The organism is uncultured Allofournierella sp., from assembly GCA_944382705.1.
Classification (GTDB): Bacteria; Bacillota; Clostridia; order Oscillospirales; family Ruminococcaceae; genus Allofournierella.
This window is the reverse complement of record CALWNE010000042.1, coordinates 1-23,202: the sequence shown is the minus strand read 5'-3', so window position 1 is coordinate 23,202 and position 23,202 is coordinate 1. Positions and strand designations below refer to the sequence as shown.

General features: G+C 58.1%; 21 protein-coding genes and 1 tRNA gene. All 22 read right to left on the bottom strand.

The window, feature by feature from the left end:
• Positions 1-179: 179 nt before the first annotated feature.
• Positions 180-1,238 (bottom strand): dTDP-glucose 4,6-dehydratase, encoded by a 1,059-nt coding sequence (rfbB, locus tag ACH2EM_RS06090; RefSeq protein WP_395151244.1) that lies wholly within the window; start codon positions 1,236-1,238, stop codon positions 180-182.
• 42 nt (positions 1,239-1,280) lie between these two features.
• Complete coding sequence (gene rfbD / locus ACH2EM_RS06085) at positions 1,281-2,177, bottom strand: dTDP-4-dehydrorhamnose reductase (protein ID WP_395151243.1); 897 nt, start codon at positions 2,175-2,177, stop codon at positions 1,281-1,283.
• A 19-nt stretch (positions 2,178-2,196) separates the two neighbouring features.
• Positions 2,197-3,084: a glucose-1-phosphate thymidylyltransferase RfbA gene (gene rfbA, locus ACH2EM_RS06080; protein WP_395151242.1), complete on the bottom strand. Its 888-nt coding sequence runs from the start codon at positions 3,082-3,084 to the stop codon at positions 2,197-2,199.
• A gap of 213 nt (positions 3,085-3,297) precedes the next feature.
• Positions 3,298-4,068 carry a glycosyltransferase family 2 protein gene (locus ACH2EM_RS06075; RefSeq protein ID WP_395151241.1) on the bottom strand — a complete coding sequence of 257 codons (771 nt, stop codon included), beginning with the start codon at positions 4,066-4,068 and terminating at the stop codon, positions 3,298-3,300.
• A 208-nt stretch (positions 4,069-4,276) separates the two neighbouring features.
• Positions 4,277-6,415, bottom strand: a complete 2,139-nt coding sequence (locus ACH2EM_RS06070; RefSeq protein WP_395151240.1) for a polyribonucleotide nucleotidyltransferase — start codon at positions 6,413-6,415, stop codon at positions 4,277-4,279.
• Positions 6,416-6,614: 199 nt separating this feature from the next.
• A complete protein-coding gene (rpsO, locus tag ACH2EM_RS06065) occupies positions 6,615-6,878 on the bottom strand; it encodes a 30S ribosomal protein S15 (protein ID WP_395151239.1) in 264 nt (87 codons plus the stop codon).
• Between the two features lie 131 nt (positions 6,879-7,009).
• Positions 7,010-7,978, bottom strand: coding sequence for a riboflavin biosynthesis protein RibF (gene ribF / locus ACH2EM_RS06060; RefSeq protein ID WP_395151238.1), 969 nt, complete (start codon positions 7,976-7,978; stop codon positions 7,010-7,012).
• A 6-nt stretch (positions 7,979-7,984) separates the two neighbouring features.
• Positions 7,985-8,863, bottom strand: coding sequence for a tRNA pseudouridine(55) synthase TruB (gene truB, locus ACH2EM_RS06055; protein WP_395151237.1), 879 nt, complete (start codon positions 8,861-8,863; stop codon positions 7,985-7,987).
• A gap of 10 nt (positions 8,864-8,873) precedes the next feature.
• Complete coding sequence (locus ACH2EM_RS06050; RefSeq protein WP_395151236.1) at positions 8,874-9,857, bottom strand: bifunctional oligoribonuclease/PAP phosphatase NrnA; 984 nt, start codon at positions 9,855-9,857, stop codon at positions 8,874-8,876.
• 90 nt (positions 9,858-9,947) lie between these two features.
• Positions 9,948-10,304 (bottom strand): 30S ribosome-binding factor RbfA, encoded by a 357-nt coding sequence (gene rbfA, locus ACH2EM_RS06045; protein WP_395151235.1) that lies wholly within the window; start codon positions 10,302-10,304, stop codon positions 9,948-9,950.
• Positions 10,305-10,397: 93 nt separating this feature from the next.
• A complete protein-coding gene (gene infB, locus ACH2EM_RS06040) occupies positions 10,398-12,713 on the bottom strand; it encodes a translation initiation factor IF-2 (RefSeq protein ID WP_395151234.1) in 2,316 nt (771 codons plus the stop codon).
• Positions 12,710-13,033 (bottom strand): L7Ae/L30e/S12e/Gadd45 family ribosomal protein, encoded by a 324-nt coding sequence (locus ACH2EM_RS06035; protein WP_395151233.1) that lies wholly within the window; start codon positions 13,031-13,033, stop codon positions 12,710-12,712. The genes infB and ACH2EM_RS06035 overlap by 4 nt, the downstream gene beginning before the upstream one ends.
• Positions 13,023-13,301, bottom strand: a complete 279-nt coding sequence (rnpM, locus tag ACH2EM_RS06030; RefSeq protein ID WP_395151232.1) for an RNase P modulator RnpM — start codon at positions 13,299-13,301, stop codon at positions 13,023-13,025. Before rnpM ends, ACH2EM_RS06035 begins: the two co-directional genes overlap by 11 nt.
• 48 nt (positions 13,302-13,349) lie before the next feature.
• A complete protein-coding gene (gene nusA, locus ACH2EM_RS06025) occupies positions 13,350-14,450 on the bottom strand; it encodes a transcription termination factor NusA (protein WP_395151231.1) in 1,101 nt (366 codons plus the stop codon).
• Positions 14,451-14,545: 95 nt separating this feature from the next.
• Entirely contained in the window at positions 14,546-15,037 is a 492-nt protein-coding gene (rimP, locus tag ACH2EM_RS06020) for a ribosome maturation factor RimP (protein ID WP_395151230.1), read from the bottom strand.
• Between the two features lie 114 nt (positions 15,038-15,151).
• The gene (locus tag ACH2EM_RS06015; RefSeq protein WP_395151229.1) at positions 15,152-16,354 is read right to left on the bottom strand and encodes an acyltransferase family protein; all 1,203 of its coding nucleotides are present in this window, start codon (positions 16,352-16,354) and stop codon (positions 15,152-15,154) included.
• The gene (locus tag ACH2EM_RS06010) at positions 16,336-17,577 is read right to left on the bottom strand and encodes an aminopeptidase (protein ID WP_395151228.1); all 1,242 of its coding nucleotides are present in this window, start codon (positions 17,575-17,577) and stop codon (positions 16,336-16,338) included. Before ACH2EM_RS06010 ends, ACH2EM_RS06015 begins: the two co-directional genes overlap by 19 nt.
• A gap of 107 nt (positions 17,578-17,684) precedes the next feature.
• Complete coding sequence (locus ACH2EM_RS06005; protein WP_395151227.1) at positions 17,685-19,100, bottom strand: glycine--tRNA ligase; 1,416 nt, start codon at positions 19,098-19,100, stop codon at positions 17,685-17,687.
• A 185-nt stretch (positions 19,101-19,285) separates the two neighbouring features.
• The gene (locus ACH2EM_RS06000; protein WP_395151226.1) at positions 19,286-21,568 is read right to left on the bottom strand and encodes a xanthine dehydrogenase family protein molybdopterin-binding subunit; all 2,283 of its coding nucleotides are present in this window, start codon (positions 21,566-21,568) and stop codon (positions 19,286-19,288) included.
• Entirely contained in the window at positions 21,565-22,032 is a 468-nt protein-coding gene (locus ACH2EM_RS05995) for a (2Fe-2S)-binding protein (RefSeq protein WP_395151225.1), read from the bottom strand. The genes ACH2EM_RS06000 and ACH2EM_RS05995 overlap by 4 nt, the downstream gene beginning before the upstream one ends.
• A 6-nt stretch (positions 22,033-22,038) precedes the next feature.
• Positions 22,039-22,818: an FAD binding domain-containing protein gene (locus ACH2EM_RS05990; RefSeq protein ID WP_395151224.1), complete on the bottom strand. Its 780-nt coding sequence runs from the start codon at positions 22,816-22,818 to the stop codon at positions 22,039-22,041.
• Positions 22,819-23,075: 257 nt separating this feature from the next.
• Positions 23,076-23,151: transfer RNA gene (locus tag ACH2EM_RS05985), tRNA-Phe, on the bottom strand.
• Between the last annotated feature and the right edge of the window lie 51 nt (positions 23,152-23,202).

Below are 23,202 nucleotides of genomic sequence, written 5' to 3'. Positions count from 1 at the left end.
CCAGCTGTCCTCGATTTTCTGTGTTCTTTACCAGCATTTTTATCACCCTACACCATTATACCCCATTTTCTTCCATGATACGAGAAAAAGGCCGCCTTTTGGCGACCTTTTTCGACAGGCTGAAAAGCCCCTGCTATGCGGCAGGGGCTTTTGTTTTTAACCCAGAAGGTACAAAACTCTTATTTGTTTTTGTACATCTCCTCGTAGTATTTCTGGTAGTTGCCGCTGGTAACATTGTTCATCCATTCCTCGTTGGCCAGGTACCAATCGATGGTTTTCACAATGCCCACCTCAAAGCTGGTTTCCGGGTACCAGCCCAGCTCCTCACGAATCTTGGTGGGGTCGATGCCATAGCGGCGGTCGTGACCCAGACGGTCGGCCACATACTCAATCAGTTCCTCATTGATGCCCTCGTCGGCCAGGCGGTCGTGGAGCTGCTGGATGATGGTCTTTACAATAAAGATGTTGGGGCGTTCGTTGTGGCCGCCCACATTGTACACCTCACCCACACGGCCATTCTCCGTTACCATGTCGATGGCCTTGCAGTGGTCCTCCACATACAGCCAGTCCCGCACATTCATGCCGTCGCCGTACACGGGCAGCTTTTTGTGATTCTTCACATTGTTAATCATGAGGGGAATCAGCTTTTCGGGGAACTGGTAGGGGCCGTAGTTGTTGGAGCAGCGGGTGATGTTCACCGGCATACCGTAGGTATCATGGAAGGCCATTACAAACATATCGGCGCTGGCCTTGCTGGAAGAGTAGGGGCTGTGGGGGCACAGAGGGGTGGTTTCCATAAAGAAGCCCTCATCGCCCAGGCTGCCGTACACCTCATCGGTGGAAACCTGCACATACTTTTTGCCCTCGGCCCACTTGCCGTCCTTGTACCAGGCGTTCTTGGCACACTGCAGCAGGTTCACGGTGCCCAGCACATTGGTTTCCACAAAGATTTCGGGGTTGGCAATGCTCCGGTCCACATGGCTCTCGGCTGCAAAGTTTACCACATAGTCAAAGTCGTACTGGGCAAACAGGCTGCTCACCAGCTCCCGGTCGCAGATGTCGCCCTGCACAAAGATGTGCCGTTCGTCCCCTTCTACCCCTTTCAGGTTTTCCAGGTTGCCTGCGTAGGTGAGTTTATCCAGGTTCACCAACTGGATGTCGGTATGCTTGTTGAGCATATAGTACACATAGTTGGAGCCAATAAAACCGGCGCAGCCGGTAATCAAATAGCGTTTCATGGGTTTCTCCTTACTTGTTTTAAACATCCAAAACCGGAGGGCTTACTCCCCGTTCCAGTTTGCGAAAAAGTCCTCCAAAGCCAGCTTCCAGGGGCGCATCTTGTTGCCCACGGTGCAGGCCAGCATCCGGTTTTCCAAGGCACTCCAGGCGGGGCGGTTTGCAGCAGCCGGGTGCTTTTGGGCATACTCCTGGCTGGTGCAGGGCAGCACCTGAGCCTCCACGCCGGACAGGCGCACAATCTCGCTGGCAAAATCGTACCAGGAGCAGATGCCCTCGCCGGTGCAGTGGTAGATGCCATACTCATGGCTTACAGCCAGCTGCAGCAGATGGTAGGCCAGGTCCTCGGCGTTGGTGGGGTTGCCCAGCTGGTCGGACACAACCTCCAGCTTGCCAAATTTTTTAGCGGCATTCACAATGGTTTTTACAAAGTTCTTGCCTGCATAGCCGTACAGCCAAGCGGTGCGCACCACAAAGCTGCGCTGGCACTGCTGCAATACATACTGCTCGCCCAGGGCCTTGGTTTTGCCGTAGGCACTTACCGGGCCGATGGGCTCTGCCTCATCCAGCGGGGTGTCTCCCTGGCCGGAAAATACATAGTCGGTGGATACATGAACCAGCCGTGCATTCACCCGCTGGGCAGCCTGGGCCAGGTTGGAGGGCCCCAGAGCGTTTACCTTGAAAGCAGCTTCCCGCTGGGTTTCGCAGCCGTCCACATTGGTGAAGGCGGCACAGTTGATGATGGTATCCGGCTGGTGGCGGCGCACAAAGGCGATGGTTGCCTCCCGGTCGGTAATATCCAGCTCGTTCATATCGGTGGGGATGATGGTAGCGTTTTGCAGCCGCTCCGGAATACTGCCCAGAGCACAGCCCCCAGTGCGGAGCTGGCGCTGCAATTCGGTGCCCAGCTGGCCGCTGGCGCCGGTGATGAGAATTTTCATACCCATAACTCCCCTTTGCTTAGTATTTGATGCGAGCCTCAGAAACCCGCTTTAAGTGTTCCCCATAGGGGCTTTTGCCGTAGCGCTGTGCGCTTTCCAGCAGTTTTTCCTTGGTAATCCAGCCGTTGCGGTAGGCAATTTCCTCCGGGGCGCTGATCTTGATGCCCTGGCGTTTTTCTACCATGCGCACAAAATCGGCAGCTTCCACCAGGCTGTCCATGGTGCCGGTATCCAGCCAGGCAAAACCACGGCCCAGCAGCTGCACATCCAGGCGGCCTTCCTCCAGGTACATGGCGTTCAGGCTGGTGATTTCCAGCTCGCCACGGGCGCTGGGCACTACCTTTTTGGCCTGGGCACTCACCCGGTTGTCGTAGAAATACAGGCCGGTGATGGCGTAGTTGGACTTGGGATTCTGGGGTTTTTCCTCCACGCTGATGACCTTGCCGTTCTCGTCGAACTCCACAATGCCAAAGCGCTCAGGGTCGTTTACATAGTAGCCGAACACGGTGGCACGGCCTTCCTCCTCGGCGTTTTTCACCGCAGCCTTCAGGATGCGGGAGAAGCCGTTGCCGTAAAAAATGTTATCGCCCAGAATCATGGCGCAGCAGTCGTCGCCAATGAACTCCTCGCCCAGCAAAAAGGCCTGAGCCAGTCCGTCCGGGCTGGGCTGAACCTTGTAAGAGAGGTTGATGCCGTACTGGCTGCCATCTCCCAGCAGGTTTTCAAAACGGGGGGTGTCCTCCGGGGTGGAGATAATCAGGATATCCTGAATTCCCGCCAGCATCAGGGTGGACAGTGGGTAGTAGATCATGGGTTTGTCGTACACCGGCAGCAACTGCTTGCTGGTGACCATGGTGAGCGGATACAGACGAGTGCCTGCACCGCCGGCAAGAATAATGCCTTTCATAACTTTACGCTCCTTTTTCTGCCTGCTTGTTGCAAGCAGGCCGTTCAAAATTTGCGCAGCTTAACACAAAGCGGAGCTACAGCCGCTATACACAAAATTAAGGACAAAAGCCCCCAAAGCGGGGGCCTTGAAAGGCTCTGGCGGGCGGGCCGTTTAAAAGGCCGCAGCACCCCCAGGGCAAAGGCAAGCAATCGCAGCCTTACGGGCAGGGTCTTAACACCAGAGTTTCCAGCCCCATTTGCAAAAAAACCGGCCCATGCTTTTGAGCTGCTGCAAAAAGGGCTTTAGGCTGCGGCTCGGTGCCCGGTGCCAGGCGTGATAGGCCACAAACTGGGGCAGATAGTACACCTGGCCCAGCTGCAGGGCCTTTTGGGTGATGTCTGCATCTTCCACATACATAAAATAGCCTTCGTCAAAACCGCCCATCTGCCGGAACGCCTGGGTTCGCACACAGAAAAAGCTGCCGGTGCAAAACTCAATGGGCAGCGGCTTGGAAAGGTCCTGGTCCAGCATGGCATATCGGTTGCCGAAATAGCCCAGCCCCGGCACACCCTGGCGGCTTGCAAGGCCCAAAATATTCGGCTTGCGCTTGGGCAGCACCTGCACCCGGCCATCCGGGAACAGCAGCTTGGGGGTAGCCATAACCACCTGGGGGTGCTCGTCCATCCATTGGCACATCTGGGGCAGCACATTGCTGTCCACAAAGATGTCCGGATTAAGCACAAAGTGGTAGTCGCTGTCCAGCAGGGGCAGCACCTGGTTGTGGCCAGGGCCAAAGCCCAGGTTTTTGGGCAGGCAGATTACCTGCACCCGTTGGTCAAAGGGATAGTCCGCCAGCTGTTTGCCGGTTCCGTCCGGGCTGGCGTTATCTACCAGATAAATCCGAAGGTCACAGCCGGTGGTGTGCTCCAGCAGGGATTCCACTGCCCGAATCACCTCGTCGGCTCCGTTATAACTCACAATACAGGCGCTGATTTTTTTCATGCGGACTGCTTCCTCCAAATACTGATAGTCTAGTTTATTCTAACATTTTTATGCCCATTACGCAACAAAAACCGCAGGGCAAGCCACTTTGTGGCCTTTTTTGCCCCTTCCCTGCCGCCCAAAACAAAATCACCCCCAGCCTTGGGCTGTTTAGCCCTTGGCTGGGGGTGATGAATTGTTAAAACGCTAGGCCGGTGTTACTGCCGGATTAGCCCCGGGCCTTTTTTGCCTCGATGGCGGCCAGAGCATCCTTGCGGCTCAGGTTGATGCGGCCCTGCTGGTCGATTTCGGTTACCATAACAATCAGCTCATCGCCTACGGCAACCACATCTTCCACACGCTCTACCCGCTTGGCGTCCAGCTTGGAGATGTGCACCAGGCCTTCCTTGCCGGGAGCAATTTCCACAAAGGCGCCGAAGTTCATCAAACGGGTTACACGGCCCTTGTAGATGGCGCCCACTTCGGGGTCCTCCACAATGGTCTTAATGGTGTGGATGGCACGGTTTGCATCCTCGATGTCAATGGCGGAAACAAACACATGGCCGTCCTCCTCCACATCAATCTTGCAGTTGCAGGTGGCGCAGATTTCCTGAATCACCTTGCCGCCCTTGCCGATTACATCCTTGATTTTGTCCACAGGGATTACCATGCTCAGCATCTTGGGTGCATACTTGCTCAGCTGGGCACGAGGCTCGCTGATGACAGGCAGCATGATTTCATCCAGGATGAACAGGCGGCCCTTGCGGCACTTCTCGAAGGCTTCTTCGATGATTTCGTAGGTCAGACCGTCCACCTTGATGTCCATCTGGATGGCGGTGATGCCGTTGTGGGTACCACCTACCTTAAAGTCCATATCGCCGTGGAAGTCCTCCACGCCCTGGATGTCCAGCATGGGCATCCAGCGGTCGCCCTCGGTGATAAGACCGCAGGAGATACCGGCAACAGGTGCCTTGATGGGCACGCCTGCATCCATCAGGGCCAGGGTGGAACCACAGATGGAAGCCTGGCTGGTGGAACCGTTGGAGGACAGAACCTCACTTACCAGGCGGATGGTGTAGGGGAACTCCTCCAGGCTGGGCAGCACAGGAACCAGAGCACGCTCTGCCAGTGCGCCGTGGCCGATTTCACGACGGCCGGGGCTGCGGGGAGCACGGGCCTCGCCCACAGAGTAGGGGGGGAAGTTGTAGTGATGCAGGTAACGCTTGTACTGCTCGGTGCTGATGTCGTCCATCAGCTGGTTGTCCTTGGTGGAGCCCAGGGTTGCCACGGTGAGCACCTGAGTCTGGCCACGGGTGAACATACCGCTGCCATGGGTGCGGGGCAGCAGGCTTACTTCGGCAGCCAGGGGACGAATCTCGTTGATGCCACGGCCGTCCACACGCTTGCCCTCGTCCAGCAGCCAGCGGCGCACCACGAACTTCTGCATCTTGTACATCAGTTCCTCAATGATGCCGGCGCCCCACTCCTCGGCGTACTTTTCTTCCAGCTTTTCCCGAATGGGCAACAGCCGCTCGTCCCGCACATTCTTGTCGTCGGTGTCCATAGCGGCCTTGAAGTCCTCCAGGAACTCAGCCTTTACGGCCTCGAACAGGTCATGGTTCAGATCCATGTCCTGGAATTCCTTCTTGGGCTTACCGATTTCGGCTACGATGCTGTTGATGAAGGCGATGATTTCCTTGATTTCCTGGTGAGCCTTTTTAATGGCATCCAGCATGGTGACCTCGTCCACCTCGTTGGCACCGGCTTCAATCATAACGATTTTGTTTTCGGTGGCAGCAACGGTGAGCTGCAGATCGGTTTTTTCCCGCTGTTCCAGGGTGGGGTTTACCACCAGCTGGCCATCCACCAGGCCCATGAACACGCCGCCAATGGGGCCAGCCCAGGGAATGTCAGAGATGGACAGAGCAATGGAAGTACCAATCATGCCGGTGATTTCCGGGCTGCAATCCTGGTCCACGCTCATAACGGTCATGGTAACGCATACATCGTTGCGCATATTCTTGGGGAACAAAGGACGGATAGGACGGTCCACCACACGGCTGGTGAGAACAGCCTTCTCGCCGGGGCGGCCCTCACGGCGCATAAAGCTGCCAGGAATGCGGCCTACGGCGTAGAGCTTTTCTTCAAAGTCCACGCTCAGGGGAAAGAAGTCGATGCCGTCACGGGGCTTTTCGCTCATGGTGACATTGCACAGCACCACGGTCTCGCCGTAGCGAACCAGGCAGCTGCCGTTGGACAGACCGCACATCTTGCCAGTTTCCACCACCAGGGGGCGGCCAGCCAGCTGGGTTTCAAAGGTTTTGAACTGGGGGAAGGATTCGTGTTTGGATGCAAATTCCAAAGCCATAATAGTACCTCCTAGTAAACAGGTTCATGCACGCCACCCTGCGGCTTTAGCAATAAATCCGGCGCCCCGGTGGGATGCTGCACCCCAAGGCGCTGGATTTACCGCTAAAAACACACCGGCCGGCGGTGCTCGTACAAAAACAATTAATACAATTCAAAGGCAGGCGGTAATCGCTACCACCTGCCTTTGATGTTGTAACTTACTTACGCAGACCCAGCTTGGCAATCAGAGCACGGTAACGCTCGATGTCGGTCTTCTGCAGGTAGGCCAGCAGATTGCGGCGACGGCCAACCATCTTCAGCAGACCACGACGGCTGTGATGGTCGTGGGTGTTCTTCTTCAGGTGCTCGGTCAAGTGGTTGATGCGAGCAGTCAGCAGAGCAACCTGAACCTCGGGAGAACCAGTGTCGGTCTCGTGAACGCGAGCGGATTCGATGATAGTCTTTTTAGCTTCCATAGCCATTTGAAAATACCTCGTTTTCTATTGATTTGCCAATGACCGAGCAGAGGGAAGTACGAGGTGCTCTGATGCAGAGCATACACCCTCCACTAGGCCACGGTAGCCTAGCTTAGTATAACACAGCACCCTGTGAATTACAAGTAAAAACTTGCATTCCGGTTGGGCTGCTTTGGGGGATTTTGGGCAAAGTATTCCAGGGTTTTGCGGGCGGCGTTGTTTACGCAGTCAGCCAGTTCCTGCAAGCTGTTGAAGCGCTGGCTGGGTGCCAGATAGTGGTAGAATTCCACCTCCAGTTGCTGGTCATACAGCTGGCCCTCAAAACCGGGAATAAAGGTTTCGCAGGTGGCCCCTTCCCCGCTTTGGTTCACAGTGGGGCGGGTGCCAAAACCGGTGGCTCCGGCGTACCAGTCCTCCCCAATGCGCACCCGGGTAATGTAGATGCCGTACCGGGGCTGGGCAAAGCCTGCGGGGTATATCTGGTTGATGGTGGGGAACCCCAGCGTGCGGCCCAGGCCCTGGCCATGCTGCACCGGAAAGCAGATGGAATAGGGCCGCCCCAGCATGGTGCGGATGCTCTCCATATCCCCTTCAGCAAGAGCCGCCCGGATGCGTGTAGAGCTGACCAGCCGGCACTGGTAGGTGGTCATGGAGACCACCACCACCTGAATGCCCAGCGGCTCACACAGGGTTCGCAGGGTATCAATGTCCCCTGCTGCCTGCTTGCCAAAGGTAAAGTTTTCGCCGCAGAATACTGCCCTGGCCCGGCACTGCCGGTGCAGAATTTCTTCCACAAACTGCCGGGGTGTGTAGCTGCACACCGCCTCAAAGGCAGGCTCTATGTAGTGCTGCACTCCCAGCTGTGCCATCAGGCGGTGCTTGCTGGTTTCATCCATCAAACGGCCGCCCTTCATGGTGCTGTTCAGGGGCAGGGTGAAGGTAAACAGCGCCGGTGCCAGGCCGTGGGCCTTTGCATACTCCACCGCTGCACCAATGACTGCCTGGTGCCCGGTGTGGATGCCATCAAAAAAGCCCAGTGCCACGCTGGAGCCTGCCGCCAGTTCCGGCTGCTGCTCCACCTGCTGCATGGTATGGTATACCTTCAACGGCAGTCACGCCCTTTCCACAAAAAGTTTTTCCGCCTTGAGACTGGCATCCTCCAGCACCTGGCCAAGGCCCAAAAAGCCCTGGGGGCCGTAGATGCGGCAGCGGCCAGCTGGCTGGCCGGTACGGTAGCAGAGTGCGCCGTTGCGCAGCCGCTGCTCCCCTTTTTCGTTCACGGTTACAGCGGGCAGCTGGGCAAACACGGTATCCACCGCAACCAGCAGCTGGTCCAGCGCTCCCTGCTCCTTGGCCTGCTGAATTTCTTCAAGGGTGTGGCTGTGCTCCAGGCCAAAAATTCCTGCCCGGGTGCGGCGCAGCCCGGCCAGGGTGGCCGGTACGCCCAGTGCGCTGCCCAGATCCTCCACCAGGCTGCGTACATAGGTGCCCTTGCTGCAATCCACATCCAGCACAAAGTCCTGGGGGCCGCACTGCTCCACCAAAGTAAGCTGATGGATGGTAACCGGCCGCAGCTTGCGCTCCACCGTAATGCCCTGCCGGGCCAGCTTGTAAAGAGCGGTTCCGTTCACCTTAATGGCGCTGTACATGGGGGGCATCTGCTGGATGTCCCCGGTAAAGCGGGGCAGCACCTGCTCCAGGTCCTGGGCGGTTACCTGGGTGTCTGCCTGTTGCAGCACCGTGCCGGTTACATCCCCGGTATCGGTGGAAAGGCCAAACCGCACCACAGCCCGGTAGGCTTTGGTATGGTCGGTTTGCAGGTCCACCGCCTTGGCAGCAGGGCCTGCAAACACAGGCAGCACACCGGTGGCCATGGGGTCCAGAGTGCCGGAATGCCCCAGCTTTCGGGTGCCCAAAATCCCCCGCAGCTTTGCAATCACATCAAAACTGGTCCAGTCGGTGGGTTTATCCACAATCAAAATGCCATTCATGGGAATATCCTCACTTTTGTTCCTGCTGGTTCTGCTGGAACCGGCGCAGCTCCCGCTCCACCTCTGCCAGCACGGCAGCCTTGGTGTTTTCCAGGTTGCCTTCCAGCTCGCAGCCGGCAGCACGGGCATGGCCGCCGCCGCCCAGCCGCTTGGCAATGGCGCAGGCGTCCACCCCTTCGGCGGTGCGGATGCTGATTTTGTAGCTGGCGCCGGGGAGCTGACGCATGGTAACGCCAACCTTCACCCCTTCGATTTTGCGGGGCAGGCTGGTGATGTCCTCCAGCTCATTGGGGCCCACTCCGCTGGCAGCAATCTGCTGGCGGGTCATATACATCAGGGCGCAGGCGTCCTCAAAATGGTACTCCAGGTTTTGCAGGGCGGTAAGCTCAATGGCCATGCGCCCCTTGGAGCGGCTCTCAAACAAAATCATGTTCAGCTCCTGCACCCGTGCGCCAGCTTCCATGAGCTTTGCAGCCATATAATGAGCCTTTGCTGTGGTGTTGGAGAACAAAAAGCAGCCGGTATCGGTGGAAAGGCCGGTGTACAGGCAGTCTGCAATCACCGGGGTAATTTCCACATTCATGGCACACAGCAGGTCGTACATGATTTCGCAGGTGGAGCTGGCGGCGCTGTCCAGGAACATGGCATCTGCGTAGCCTGCGTTGGAGCCGTGATGGTCGATGCACAAATCAATCTGCTGGGTGTACTCCTGGATGGAATCTCCAAACAGCTGGATGCTTGCCACATCCACCGATACCACATAGCCGGGCTCAAACTGGCCGGTGAACAGCTCCATCTGCATATAATCGTACCGAGCGGGGAAGGCATCGGAGCAGAGCACCGCCGCCTCCTTGCCCAGATTCTTGAGAGCGTGCATCAAAGCAGCCGCCGAGCCAGTGGTGTCGCCATCGGGGTTTTTGTGGCTCAGAATCAGCACATTTTCCGCCCGCAAAAGCCGGCCGATCACTGCCAGCAGGTCTAAGTTCTCACTCATACATTCTCCTTGTGTCACACACCGGCCTGCCGGCCGGGCATTGCCCCTTTCGCCGGGGCAGCAGCATTTGTTTCCGTTCCGGTTAAAGGCTTACTCCTCGCCTTTGTTCAGGTCTGCCAGCACCTGGTTGATGTGTGCTGCATAGGCAGCGCCATCGTCCTGGGCAAACACAAACCGGGGAGACTTACGGATGTGCATCCGGCGGGAGATTTCGGTGCGCACATGGCCGCTGGCCCGGTTAAGAGCCTTCACTGCCTCCTGCGCACCTTCCGGCTTACCCATTACGCTGATGTAAACCTTGGCCACATCCAGGTCCGGGGTAACATCCAGCCGGGTTACGGTGAGCAGGCCACCCTCCAGGCGAGGGTCCTTCATCTGGGAGATAATGCCAATGACCTCCCGCTTCATATCCTGAGCCAGACGGCCCTGATTTTTGGGGTTCGCCATACGAACTCCCTCCTTTCGGTTACTGTTGGGGTCAGGGCAGTGCCGCCGGGCTCACAAGGAGCACCGGCAGCCGCTGCCGCAGGGCCAGATTGATTAATCCCGGTACTCTTCCAGGATGTAGGCTTCAAAGATGTCGCCTTCTTTAATGTCGGCAAACTTCTCCAGCGTTACGCCGCACTCGTAGCCACGGGCCACTTCCTTCACATCGTCCTTAAAGCGGCGCAGGCTGCTGATTTCGTCCTCGGCGATAACAATGCCGTCACGCACCACACGGATCTTGCTGTTGCGGGTGATTTTGCCCTCCAGCACATAGCTGCCGGCCACCAGACCAACGCTGCTGATTTTGTAAACCTGGCGCACTTCCAAACGGCCCTGCTCCACTTCACGAATCTTGGGAGCCAGCATACCCTTCATAGCGTCGGTTACATCGTTGATGGCGTCGTAGATAACACGGTACATCCGCATCTCTACTTCGCACTGGGCAGCTTCTTCCTTGGCCACGGGGTCGGGACGGACATTGAAGCCGATGATGATGGCGTTGCCTGCGTTGGCCAGCATAACATCAGACTTGTTGATGGCACCCACACCGGCGTGGATAACCTTAACCCGCACTTCGTCGTTGCTGATTTTTTCCAGGCTCTGCTTCACGGCCTCAGCACTGCCCTGCACATCGGCCTTTACAATGATGTCCAGCTGCTTGCGGTCGCCCTCGGCAATCTGGCTGAACAAGTTATCCAGGGTAACCTTCTGGTATGCGCTAAACTGACGCTCCTTCTGCTCGGCAGCGCGCTGGTCGGCCAGCTCACGGGCCAGCTTCTCGTCGGCTACTGCGTCGAACAGGTCACCTGCACTGGGCACTTCGGTGAGGCCGGTAATCTCCACAGGCATGGAGGGGCCGGCTTCTTCCAAAAATACGCCCTTGTCGTTCTTCATAGTACGCACACGGCCCACGGCGGTGCCTGCAATCACGCAGTCGCCTTTGCGCAGCGTACCCTTCTGCACCAGAATGGTGGCAACGGGGCCCTGGCCCTTGTCCAGACGGGCTTCGATTACGGCACCCTTGGCACGGCGGTTGGGGTTGGCCTTCAGCTCCTTCACCTCAGCCACCAGGTTGATGTTCTCCAGCAGGTCTTCAATGCCCATGCCGGTCTTGGCGGATACAGGCACACAGATTACATCGCCGCCCCATTGCTCGGGCACCAGCTCGTGCTGGGTGAGCTGCTCCATAACACGGTCAGGGTTGGCGGTGGGTTTATCCATCTTGTTGATGGCCACAATGATGGAAACATTGGCAGCCTTTGCATGGTTGATGGACTCAATGGTCTGGGGCATGATGCCGTCGTCGGCAGCAACCACCAGCACCGCAATGTCGGTGAGGTTGGCACCACGGGCACGCATGCTGGTGAAAGCCTCGTGGCCGGGGGTATCCAGGAAGGTGATGGGCTTGCCGCCTGCGGTTACCTGGTAAGCACCAATGTGCTGGGTAATGCCGCCGGCCTCGCCCACGGTAACGCTGGTTTTGCGGATGGCGTCCAGAATGCTGGTTTTGCCATGGTCAACATGGCCCATAACCACCACAACGGGGGGACGCTCCTGCAGGCTGTCTGCGGGATCTTCGTCCACTTCAAACAAACGCTCCTCGATGCTTACATGCACCTCTTTTTCTACCTTTGCGCCAAACTCTTCGGCAATCAGGCTAGCGGTGTCAAAATCCACCACTTCGCTCACGCTGGCCATAACGCCCAGACCCATGAGCTTTTTGATAACATTGGCGGCAGTCTGCTTGAGGCGGGCAGCCAGATCACCTACGGTGATTTCCTCGGGAATCTGCACCTTCAGCTGGGCTTTGCGGGCTTTCTCCAGCTGGATGCGCTGCAAACGCTCGGCCTCGGTCTCCTTGCGCTTTTGGAAGTTCTGGCCCTTCTTGGCACGGTTGTTGCCAAACTTCTGCTTGTTGCCGGCAGGCTGGGGCTTGCGGCGGTTTTCCACATTCTTGGTGGAAGCCAGCTCGTCGAACTTCTCGTTAAAGCGGTCCAGGTTCACATCCACGGTGCGGGTGTCCACAACCTTGGTTACTACCTCACGCTTTACCACAGCCACCTGGGGCTGGGCAGGCTTTTTGTCCTGCTTTTTCTTGGTGTTCTTCATCTCCACCACGGTGCCGTCGGCCTTCTTGAGCACCTCGCCTGCCTTGGGCTGGGCCTTGGGCTGGCTGGACAGGTAGCCATCCAGGTTCTTTTCGGCATTTTTCTGGGTAAAGTGCTCGAACACCAGGTTCAGTTCTGCCTCGGTGAGGCTTGCACCGGTCTTTTTAGGCTCTGCACCCTGAGCGGCCAGCAGATCAATAATCTGCTTTGCAGGCACATTCAAATCCTTGGCCACATCGCTTACTTTATACTTAATCGTCATTCGTTTTCCTCCTTTTCTGCTGTGAGGTACTGACGACACAAATTCGCCAGGTTTTCGTCCAAAATGCTGTATACGCCCACCTTTTTGTAGGTCAGGCTGCACAGCTCCAGCTGGGTCAGGGGCATGCGCAGGCAGTCCACCAGATCCTCACAGGTGCGGCCCATGCGCTTGGCAGTGCCATCGCTTACATCGGCCGCCAGCAGCACCAGAACCGCCTTACCGCTGTACACGCTTTCCTGTACAGCGTCAAATCCTTTTACCAGCTTGCCAGCCTTGCGGCACAGAGAAATGGCCGCCAGCAATTTATCGTTATTGTTCACCTTCGGCTCCTTCAATCTGGTGTTCAATGCGCTCGTACACCTCCGGGGGTATCTGGGCTTCCAGCGCCCGTTCCAGCCGCTTGGCCTTGCGTGCCTTGGCCAGGCACTGGGCATTGGGGCACAGATAGGCACCCCGGCCGGGCTTTTTGCCCACAAGATCCAGCGTGATTTCCCCTTCCGGGCTGCGCACGATACGCACCAGTTCCTTTTTGGGTTTGGATTCGTTGCAGCCGGTGCAGCGCCGCAGCGGGATTTTTCGTTGTTGCATCGCTTGTGGGACGCTCCTTTCTATCCTTGGCGTTGGAGTATCAATCCATCAAGCCTCGGCTGCGGTCTCCTCTGCCTGAGGTTCAGCCTTGGGCTCCTCCTCACCAAAGTAGCCGCTTTCGGGCCGGATGTCAATGTTGTAGCCGGTCAGACGGGCGCACAGGCGGGCGTTCTGGCCTTTGTTGCCGATGGCCAGGCTCAGCTGATGGTCGGGCACGGTTACACGGCAGGCCTTCTTTTCGCCTTCCAGCAGCTCCACCTTCAGCACCTTGGCGGGGCTGAGGGCTGCGCTGATGAACTCTTCCACATTTTCGCTCCAGCGCACCACATCAATCTTTTCGCCGTGGAGTTCCTCCACAATCTTGCCCACACGCACGCCGTGGGCGCCAATGCAGGAGCCAACGGCATCGATGTTTTCGTCCTTGCTCCACACGGCCATCTTGGTGCGCACACCGGCCTCACGGCTGATGGCCTTGATTTCCACGGTGCCGTCAAAGATTTCGGGCACTTCCATCTCAAACATCCGCTTTACCAGCTGCTCACTGGTGCGGCTGATGATCACACGGGGGCCACGGTCGGTAACCACCACATCTTTAATGTAAACCTGCACATGCTGGCCCTCGAACAGCTCCTCGCCGGGAACCTGCTCGGACCGGGTGAGTACAGCCTCGCCCTTGCCCATGTCCAGTGCCACAATGCCCCGGTCGTGGTCCACACGGGTAACCCGTGCGGTAACAATTTCGTGGGCCTTGCCCTGCATCTCGTTGAACAGCTGGTTGCGCTCGGCTTCCCGGATGCCCTGGCGAATCACATGCTTGGCAGTCTGGGCGGCAATGCGGCCAAAATCCTTGGTTTTGAGGGGGGTTACCACACGCTGACCCAGCTTGTAGGTCTTGCGGATGGCCTGTGCCTCTTCCAGAGTCATCTGGGTGTGGGGGTTCTCCACCTCCTCCACAATATCCCGCACCAGGGATACGGTGAACTTGCCGTGGACGGAATCGATTTCCACCAGCACATTCTCATCTTCTACTTCGTAGTCTTTTTTGACGGCGATCACGATGGCCGCTTTGATTTTCTCGATCAGATACTCAGCGGTCAGGCCACGCTCTTTTTCCAGCATGGTCAGTGCCTCAAAAAACTCTGCATTCATTTTGTTCGCTTCTCCTTCGTTTCATCATGCGCCAGGCCCTGCCGCCTGTACGCCGCAAAAGCCCCCACGGGGGCTGGTTTTAAAGTAAGGGTAACTTAAAACAGATTCTCGTCGTCGCACAGCTTTACAAAGCTGGCGGCAGGCAGTTCAAACTGCACAGTGCCTTCGGGTGCTTCCAGAGTAACAGTCTGCCCCTCAAACCCAGCCAGGATACCTGCATACTCCCGGCAGCCGTTTTCGTCCGGACGAATGAGCCGGGCTGCAATTTTTTGGCCCATGTACTTGGCGAAGTGCTCCGGTCGTGTCATGCGGCGGCCCAGTCCCGGGCTGCCCACTTCCAAAAAGTATCCCTGGTCGATGGGGTCTGCCGCCTCAATCACCGGGTCGATGGCCCGGCTGGCTGCTTCGCAGGTGTTCATGTCCAGAGGGCCTTCTCCCTTAGGGTCAATCAGCACCCGCAGGTACCAGTCCGGACCTTCCTTTTCAAAGCGCACATCCCACAGCTCCAGCCCCATCTGCTCGATGATGGGCCGCACCAGATTTTCCACCTGCTGCACCGTATTCTGGCCGCCTTTTGCCTTTGCCATCCTTCTACCTCCCTGTTTTGCCATGGCCTGCACGGCGGAGAAAACTCCCCCGAACAAGTAAAAAGAGCGGGCTTTGCAGCCCACTCTCCATTCAAAAGCAATCTTACAGTGATACTATACCATATTTGCAGGCTGTTTGCAAGCCTTTGGGGGCAAGTTTTGGCCCTGTGGCCGCCGGTTACGGTTCAGCCACCGGGCCGCCGGACGCTCCAGTGCATAAGTAAACAACACCGCAGCAGCCAGCCCTGCCAGCCACACAATCACCAGATACCGGTGCATCCACTCCTGCTGGCCCAGCTGGTTGGGGGGTGTGTCCCCCTGCCATGCCGGAATGCGCCAGTCGTATTTGAGGCGCACCGCCAGCCATTGGTGCCACAAGTAGAAGTTGTAGCTGATGCCACCCAGCCAGGCCCAAAGCCTGCCGCCGGGGATGCGCACCCCCAGCGAAAGCCCCACAAGAGCCAGCCCAAAGCAGGCCGCCAAAGGCAGCCGCCATACCAGCTGGCCATGGGGGCCGTCCTGCCAGCTGGCAATCTGCCGGAACACCCACACTGCCCCAGCCAGCCCCAGCACCCCCAGCAGGGTGCAGCCCGGCCGGGTAAAGGCAGGCAGCCGACGGCCCAGTACCGCCACCCCCTGGGCAGCAGCAAAGCCAAGGCCCAGCACCCCCAGCATACAAGGTAGCTGGTTAAAGCGCATACTGTAGTCCACCCCTTCCAGGGGCAGAACCCACACGCCAGCATACAGCCACTGGGCACCGCACAGCCCGGCCAAAGTTGCCAGCGGCCGGGCATAAAAGGCACGGACCATAAGGGGAAACAGCAGATAAAACATCACCAGCACCCCCACCGTCCACAAGGCACCATTGGTGGGGCAGTACACATAGGATTGCCGCAGCAGGGTGGGCACCAGCAGCAGATGAGCCGCCAGGTCCACCATAAGGGCACGGCTCCAGCCCTGGTGCAGGGCTGTGTAAAGGGTGCACAGCAGCACCGCCCCATAATAGGAGGGCAGCAGCCGCACCACTCGCCGCCGCCAAAGGCCAGGGCAGCCCTCAAAGGGCTTGCCCTCGGCCCAGGCGTTGGCATGGGGCAGGTAGAGGCAGAAGGCGGAAAGCAGAATCATGGCATCCACCCAGGCACCGCCGGCCCGCTGCAAAAACTCCCAGCGGCCCCAGCCCACCCAGCTTTGCTGCCAAAAGTGAAAGGCTCCTACCATGCCCACCGCCAGCACCCGCAGTACATCGGCGGCAATGGGCCGCAGCAGCCGCTGCTGCTCCCACACGGGCTGAGTCTGGGTTATTCCTCCAGTGCCCATTCGCCCTGCTTAAAGATGGTCACAGTGCGGCCATCCCGGGTAAGGCCGGTGATGGTCATATCCTCTGCGCCCACCATCATGTCCTCATGAATGGCGGAATCGTTTACGCCGCATTCCAGCAGCTGCTCGGTGGTCATGGCAGCGCCGTCCTTTACGGTGGTGGGGTAACCGGCACCGAAGGCAATATGGCAGGCTGCGTTCTCGTCAAACAGGGTGTTGTAGAACAGCAGACCGCTGCGGTTGATGGGGCTGGAAGCAGGCACCAGGGCAATCTCGCCAATGCGGCGTGCGCCCTCGTCGCTGTCCAGCATCTGGCCCAGCAGTTCCTGGTTCTTTTCGGCGGAATAGTCCACCACCAGGCCGTCCTTGAAGGTGAAGGAGAAGTTTTCAATCAGCTGGCCGTTGTAGGCGTAGGGCTTGGTGCCCTTTACCACGCCATTGACCCGCAGGCGATGGGGTGCAGTGAATACCTCCTCGGTGGGAACATTGGCAATGAAGGTGGTGCCGTTTTCGGCCTTGCTGCTTGCACCCTCCCAGGTGTGGCCCTCTGCCAGGCCAACGGTCAGGTCGGTGCCGTTGGCACTTTGCAGACGGATGCTTTCCAGATTCAGCTCGTTGAGCTTATCTTTGCAGGCGGTGGTTTTGGCCACATGTGCCTTCCAGGCACCAACCGGGTCGCCGTCGGTTACACGGCACACATCAAAGATGGCCTGCCACAGCTTTTCCTGGGCCTGGTCCTCCTCCAAATCGGGGAACACGGTCTTGGCCCAGGCGGGGGTGGGAATGGCCACCACGCACCACTGCACCCGGTCCTTCATGGTGTATTCCCGCCATTCCTTCATGGCAGCACGCTGCACCAGGGCAACACGGTTCAGCTTGCCTGCGTCCAGGCCCTTAAAAATTTCCGGGTCGGAAGCATGGATGGCCAGGGTGCAGCAGCCGCCTTCGCTTTCGGCATAGTCCAGATAGCTGCGCAGCTGGTAGGGCTTAATGTCGCAGAGGGCTTCTTCGCTGGCCAGCTCCATGCGGATGCGGGCTGCCTTCTCGTCCTCATAGCGGATGATAACATCCCGTGCACCTGCCTTGAGGGCAGCTTCCATGCAGTCCCGTGCAAAGTAAGCACCCTCCACCGGGCAGCGGATGATGAGGGTCTGGCCGGGCTGTACATTTACGCCCACCTGCACGGTAAATTCTGCGTATTTTTTAAGCAGTTCCTGATTCATGACTCAATACTCCTTTCGTTGCCGCCGCCGGAAATTCCCTTTCGGCGGCCAACAGTGCTGTTGAAAGCGGCAGGACTCAAACAAGCCCTGCCGCCCGGAAAAACCCGTTAGAAATCGATTTTGCTCTCGATGTAAGCCTTTACTTCGCTGATGGGCAGACGCACCTGTTCCATGGTATCACGGTCACGGATGGTCACGCAGCCGTCGCCTTCCTCGGTGTCGCTGCCGAAGGTGGCAAAGTCCACGGTGATGCACAGGGGGGTACCAATCTCGTCCTGACGGCGGTAACGCTTGCCGATGGAGCCGGTTTCGTCAAAGTCCACCATAAAGTGCTTGCTCAGCTCCTGCCAGATGGGCATAGCCTGCTCGCTCAGCTTTTTGGACAGGGGCAGAACCGCTGCCTTGAAGGGAGCCAGCGCAGGATGCAGACGCAGCACAACACGCTTGTCCTCCTTGCCCTTCTCGTCGGTGAGAATCTCCTCATCGTAGGCATCGCACAGGAAGGCCAGGGCCACACGGTCGGCGCCCAGAGAAGGCTCGATTACATAGGGGATGTAGTGCTCGTTGGTGTCCGGGTCAAAGTACTCCAGGCTCTTGCCGCTGGCCTCCTGATGGCGGCCCAGGTCGTAGTTGGTACGGTCGGCAATGCCCCACAGCTCGCCCCAATCGGTGAACGGGAAGGCGTACTCAATGTCGGTGGTAGCACGGGAGTAGAAGGACAGCTCGGCGGGCTCGTGGTCACGCAGACGCAGGTTCTCCTCCTTGATGCCCAGGCTCAGCAGCCAGTTTTTGCAGAATTCCTTCCAGTAGGCAAACCACTCCAGGTCGGTGCCGGGCTTGCAGAAGAACTCGCACTCCATCTGCTCAAACTCACGGGTGCGGAAGGTGAAGTTGCCGGGGGTGATTTCGTTGCGGAATGCCTTACCCACCTGGCACACACCAAAGGGCAGCTTGCGGCGGGTGGTACGCTGGATGTTGGCAAAGTTTACAAAGATGCCCTGGGCGGTTTCGGGACGCAGGTAGCAGGTGCTGGAGGAGTCCTCGGTTACGCCGATGGCAGTTTTGAACATCAGGTTAAACTTGCGGATGGGGGTAAAGTCGTGCTTGCCGCACACGGGGCAAACCACATCCTCATGCTGGGTGATGAAGGCATCCATCTCCTCAAAGCTGAGGGCATCCACATTCACTTCGGGATGCACTTCCCCAATCAGCTTGTCGGCACGGTGACGGGCCTTGCAGCTCTTGCAGTCCAGCAGGGGATCCGAGAAGCCAGCCACATGGCCGGTGGTAATCCAGGTTTGGGGGTTCATCAGGATGGCAGCATCCAGACCCACATTCAGGCGGTTTTCCTGCACAAACTTTTTGAGCCAGGCTTTTTTCACATTGCTCTTGAACTCAGCACCCAGGGGGCCGTAGTCCCAGCTGTTGGCCAGGCCGCCGTAAATCTCGCTGCCGGGGTACACAAAGCCCCGGTTTTTGCACAGGGCAACAATGGTTTCAAAGCTTTTTTCGCTGTTTTTCATATTTTTCTCCTTACTGCGACACTGGCTGTGCCGCCGCTTAATGTGTTGCGCCGCCGTTTGCGCCGCCAACTCTCTACTATATTAAAACGATAGGGGCCCCCTCGTCAAGGCAAAACCAAAAAACCGCCGGGCCAAAGCCCGACGGTTTTTTGCCCGCAAACAGTTTTGCTGTTTTAGCGACACATTCAGCTGTTTTTAGCCAGCAGAGCCATTGCCACATCCTCCGGCTTTACAGGCAGAGAGTGGAAGGCAATGCCGGTGGCGTTTTGGATGGCACCCAAAATGGCCGGCGCCGGGGTGTTGATGACCAGCTCGCCAATACTCTTGGCACCAAAGGGACCGCTGGGCTCATAGCTGCTTTCAAAGGCAACCCGGATAACGCCCGCTTCCAGACGGGTGGGGATGCGATATTGCAGGAAGGAATCGTTCATCATACGGCCCTTGTCGGTATACTGGATGTCCTCGTACAAGGTCATGCCAATGCCCTGCACCAGGCCGCCCTCGGTCTGCACCCGGGCCAGATTCTGGTTGATGACGGTGCCGCAGTCCACCACAGCCACATAGTCCACCAAATCCACCTGACCGGTAGCAGGGTCCAGGTCGATTTCTGCCATGCCCACCATCATGGGCGGGGGGGATACGGGGGAGGAATGGCTTTCGCAAACCGAGATGTACCGGCCGTGGCCCTCAAAGCTGGCATAGCCGATGTCCGCCAGGCTTACCTGACGGTCGGTGCCGGGCACCAGAACCTTCTGGCCGTCAAATTCCACCTGGTCGGCAGCAACCCCCAGCATGGAGGCACCCTGCTGGGTGATTTTGTCCCGCAGCTGCTGGCAGGCCTTCACCACTGCCATGCCGGTAACATAGGTGGTGGAGGAAGCGTAGGAGCCGCAGTCGTAGGGGCTCTGGTCGGTATCCACGCCACGCACCGCAATGTTCTCCATGGGGCAGTCCAGGCAATCGGCGGCCATCTGGGTGAGAATGGTGTCACAGCCGGTGCCCATATCGGTACAGCCCACCAGCAGGGTGTAGAAACCATCGTCGTTCAGGCGAATCTCCACGCTGCCGATGTCCACGCCGGAGATACCGCTGCCCTGCATGGCCATGGCCACGCCCACACTGCGAATGTGGCCGTTGGGCAGCACCTTGCTGGGGAACTTGTTCTTCCAGTCCATCATCTTGGAGGCAGTTTCCATGCACTCCTTCAGGGTGTTGCTGGTGCAGGTTTCGCCGTAGTACATGGCAAATTTCTGGCCCAGCTCCACCATGTTTTTGAGCCGCAGCTCGCAGGGATCCATCTTGAGATGGGCTGCCAGCTCGTTCACGATGCTTTCCACCGCAAACAGGCCCTGAGTTGCACCGTAGCCACGGTAGGCACCGGCGCCCATGGTGTTGGAGTAGACCACCTCGCTGGTAAAGCGGCTGGCCTTCAGCTTGCCGTACAGAGAAATCGCCTTGGTGCCCACCAGGCCCACGGTAGTGGGGCCGTGTTCGCCGTAGGCACCGGCGTTGGAGAGGGCATCCACATCCAGCACCCGAATGGTGCCGTCTTCCTCGGCACCAATGCGCACCTTCACCCGCATCTGGTGGCGGGGCGAGCCGTTGGCCTGGCTTTCCTTACGGGTAAAGCACAGGCAGGCAGGACGGCCGGTTTTCATGGTTACAAAGGCGGGGTAAACCTCGCTGACGGCGCTCTGCTTTGCGCCAAAGCCGCCGCCGATGCGGGGCTTGATTACACGGATGTTGGCCTTGCTCATCTCCAAAGCATTGGAGATAATGCGCCGCACATGGAAGGGCACCTGGGTGGAGCTTACCAGGGTAAGGCGGCCATATTCGTCCAGATAACTAAAGGTAACAAAGGGCTCCATCATGGCCTGGTTGTTGGCCTTGGTGTAGAAGGTGCGCTCCAGCACCACCGGGCAGGCGGCCAGTTCCGCTTCCACATCGCCGTTTTCGATGCAGTCGGTGCTGCACAGGTTGCGCTTGTTGTCCGCTCCCACCGGGCACAGGGCTTTAAAGTCCTCCTCCGGGTGTACCAGAATGGCGTTGTCCTTAGCCTGGGTAAAGTCCAGCAGAGGCTCCAACACCTGGTATTTTACCTTGATAAGCCCCACAGCCTTCTGGGCAATTTCCTCGGTCTCGGCAGCCACCAGGGCCACCGGGTCGCCCACGCAGCGCAGCCGACGGTCCAAAATCAGCCGGTCGTAGGGGCTGGGTTCCGGGTAGGTCTGGCCTGCGGTGGTAAACCGGCTGGAAGGCACATCTTTATAGGTAAACACGGCTACCACGCCGGGCACTTTCATGGCGGCAGTGGTGTCGATTTCCTCAATCAGTGCATGGGCATGGGGGCTGCGCAGCATCTTGACCATCAAGGTGTTGGCAGGCACCATATCGCCGGTGTACACCGGCTTGCCGGTAACCAGGCTCATGGCATCCACCTTGCGGATGGCTTTATTTACATATTTCATTGCGCTGCGCCCTCCTTTGCGGCCAGATATTTGCGGATGGCCCGCAGCTGGCTCTGGTAGCCTGTGCAGCGGCACAGGTTGCCTGCCAGATACTCCCGGATTTCCTCGTCGGAAGCATGGGCACCCAGTTCCCGCTCCATGGCCAGTACATTCATAATAAAGCCGGGGCTGCAAAAACCGCACTGCTCGCCGCCTTCATCGGCCAAAAAGCCGCCAAAGCAGGCAGCCTCCTCCTGGAGTCCCTCCAGGGTGGTGATGGCATGGCCCTGGGCCTGGGCAGCCAGCACACTGCAAGACAGCACGGGGCGGCCGTCCAGATGCACGGTGCACAAACCGCAGCCGGAGGTTTCGCAGCCGCATTTTACCGACTTGCAGCCGGCCTGGCGCAAAAATTCCAGCAGCTGGGTGTGGGGTTTTGCTTCGGCGGTATAGGGTTTGCCGTTAAGGGTAATGGTGATCTGCATGGTGAATCAGCCCTCCTGTAAGGCCGCCAGGCAGCGGCCGGTCAAAACATTTGCCAGATGGCGGCGGTACTGCTCGCTGCCGCGCATATTGCCCGCAAAGGTAAGCTCGCTCTGCATGGCAGTGCAGAACTCATCCAGCTGGGCCTTGTTTGCCTGCAAGCTCAGGGGAGCCTGTACAATTTTGGCACGGGCAGGGCGGGCACCCACCACCACACGCACCTGGTCCTGCAGCACCGAGGCAGCCACAGCCAGTACGGGCAGGTCGGTTTGGGCGTTGCGCAGGGTCTGGTAAACCGGACGGCGGCCGTTCTTTTTTACATAGATGCGGGCCAGCACATCCCGGTCGTAGGGCATGGCGGCATAGTCCTCAAGGCTGATGCGGCCTGCTGCCACCAGTTCCACCTCGCAGTCCAGCGCCAGCAGAGCACACAGCAGGTCCGAAAAACCAAACCGGGCTGCAATGCTGCCGCCCAGGGTAGCGCAGTTGCGGAATTGAACGCCCACAATGTGGCGGGTCATCTCCTTAAACAGACCATCAAACACCTGGTTGAGCTGAACATGCTGTTCCAGCTGGCGCAGAGTAACCATAGCCCCCAGCACAAACTCGTCGGGTGTTTCTTCAATGGTGTCCAGCCCCAAACCGCTCAAATCCACCAGGGTGCCAATGCGGCGGCGGGTCATACGCAGCCAGCAGCCGCCGGCCAGCAGGGTGGTGCTGCGCTTCTGGTTCAGTTCCCAGGCTTGCTGCAGCGATTCAGCCTTTACATATTGCTGTGCGGTATACATTGCCTCACAGTTCTCCTTTCCTGTAACAGCCTGCCATAAGCGGCAGAACAATGCAAAGCAGGCGTTTTGCCGTATTTCGGCCAAAACACCTGTATTTTGTGCAAAAGGCACTATCTTCTCACTTTAATTTTAGCAAAAGGCAAAAGGCTTGTCGAGTGGTAGCCACCTGTTTTTTTGCAAACAATCCGGTCTTTTGCATTTGGTTCTCCCCCAAAGATAAACGCAACAAAAAGACCCGCCATTCAGGCGGGTCTTAATGGTGCCTCCGATCGGAATCGAACCAATGACACGGGGATTTTCAGTCCCCTGCTCTACCAACTGAGCTACAGAGGCGTTTTTTGGTGGAAGTTACAGGGCTCGAACCTGTGACCCTCTGCTTGTAAG

Bases quoted from the DNA above. Each gene is read 5' to 3' on its own strand.
- nusA (WP_395151231.1), bottom strand. From the start codon at position 14,450: ATGAATGCAGAGTTTTTTGAGGCACTGACCATGCTGGAAAAAGAGCGT.
- rpsO (WP_395151239.1), bottom strand. From the start codon at position 6,878: ATGGCTATGGAAGCTAAAAAGACTATCATCGAATCCGCTCGCGTTCAC.
- truB (WP_395151237.1), bottom strand. From the start codon at position 8,863: ATGAATGGCATTTTGATTGTGGATAAACCCACCGACTGGACCAGTTTT.
- rfbA (WP_395151242.1), bottom strand. From the start codon at position 3,084: ATGAAAGGCATTATTCTTGCCGGCGGTGCAGGCACTCGTCTGTATCCG.
- ACH2EM_RS06070 (WP_395151240.1), bottom strand. From the start codon at position 6,415: ATGGCTTTGGAATTTGCATCCAAACACGAATCCTTCCCCCAGTTCAAA.
- infB (WP_395151234.1), bottom strand. From the start codon at position 12,713: ATGACGATTAAGTATAAAGTAAGCGATGTGGCCAAGGATTTGAATGTG.
- ACH2EM_RS06000 (WP_395151226.1), bottom strand. From the start codon at position 21,568: ATGAAATATGTAAATAAAGCCATCCGCAAGGTGGATGCCATGAGCCTG.
- ACH2EM_RS05990 (WP_395151224.1), bottom strand. From the start codon at position 22,818: ATGTATACCGCACAGCAATATGTAAAGGCTGAATCGCTGCAGCAAGCC.
- ACH2EM_RS06075 (WP_395151241.1), bottom strand. From the start codon at position 4,068: ATGAAAAAAATCAGCGCCTGTATTGTGAGTTATAACGGAGCCGACGAG.
- rbfA (WP_395151235.1), bottom strand. From the start codon at position 10,304: ATGGCGAACCCCAAAAATCAGGGCCGTCTGGCTCAGGATATGAAGCGG.
- rfbD (WP_395151243.1), bottom strand. From the start codon at position 2,177: ATGAAAATTCTCATCACCGGCGCCAGCGGCCAGCTGGGCACCGAATTG.
- ACH2EM_RS05995 (WP_395151225.1), bottom strand. From the start codon at position 22,032: ATGCAGATCACCATTACCCTTAACGGCAAACCCTATACCGCCGAAGCA.
- rfbB (WP_395151244.1), bottom strand. From the start codon at position 1,238: ATGAAACGCTATTTGATTACCGGCTGCGCCGGTTTTATTGGCTCCAAC.
- ACH2EM_RS06005 (WP_395151227.1), bottom strand. From the start codon at position 19,100: ATGAAAAACAGCGAAAAAAGCTTTGAAACCATTGTTGCCCTGTGCAAA.
- rnpM (WP_395151232.1), bottom strand. From the start codon at position 13,301: ATGCAACAACGAAAAATCCCGCTGCGGCGCTGCACCGGCTGCAACGAA.
- ACH2EM_RS06050 (WP_395151236.1), bottom strand. From the start codon at position 9,857: ATGAGTGAGAACTTAGACCTGCTGGCAGTGATCGGCCGGCTTTTGCGG.
- ACH2EM_RS06015 (WP_395151229.1), bottom strand. From the start codon at position 16,354: ATGGGCACTGGAGGAATAACCCAGACTCAGCCCGTGTGGGAGCAGCAG.
- ACH2EM_RS06010 (WP_395151228.1), bottom strand. From the start codon at position 17,577: ATGAATCAGGAACTGCTTAAAAAATACGCAGAATTTACCGTGCAGGTG.
- rimP (WP_395151230.1), bottom strand. From the start codon at position 15,037: ATGGCAAAGGCAAAAGGCGGCCAGAATACGGTGCAGCAGGTGGAAAAT.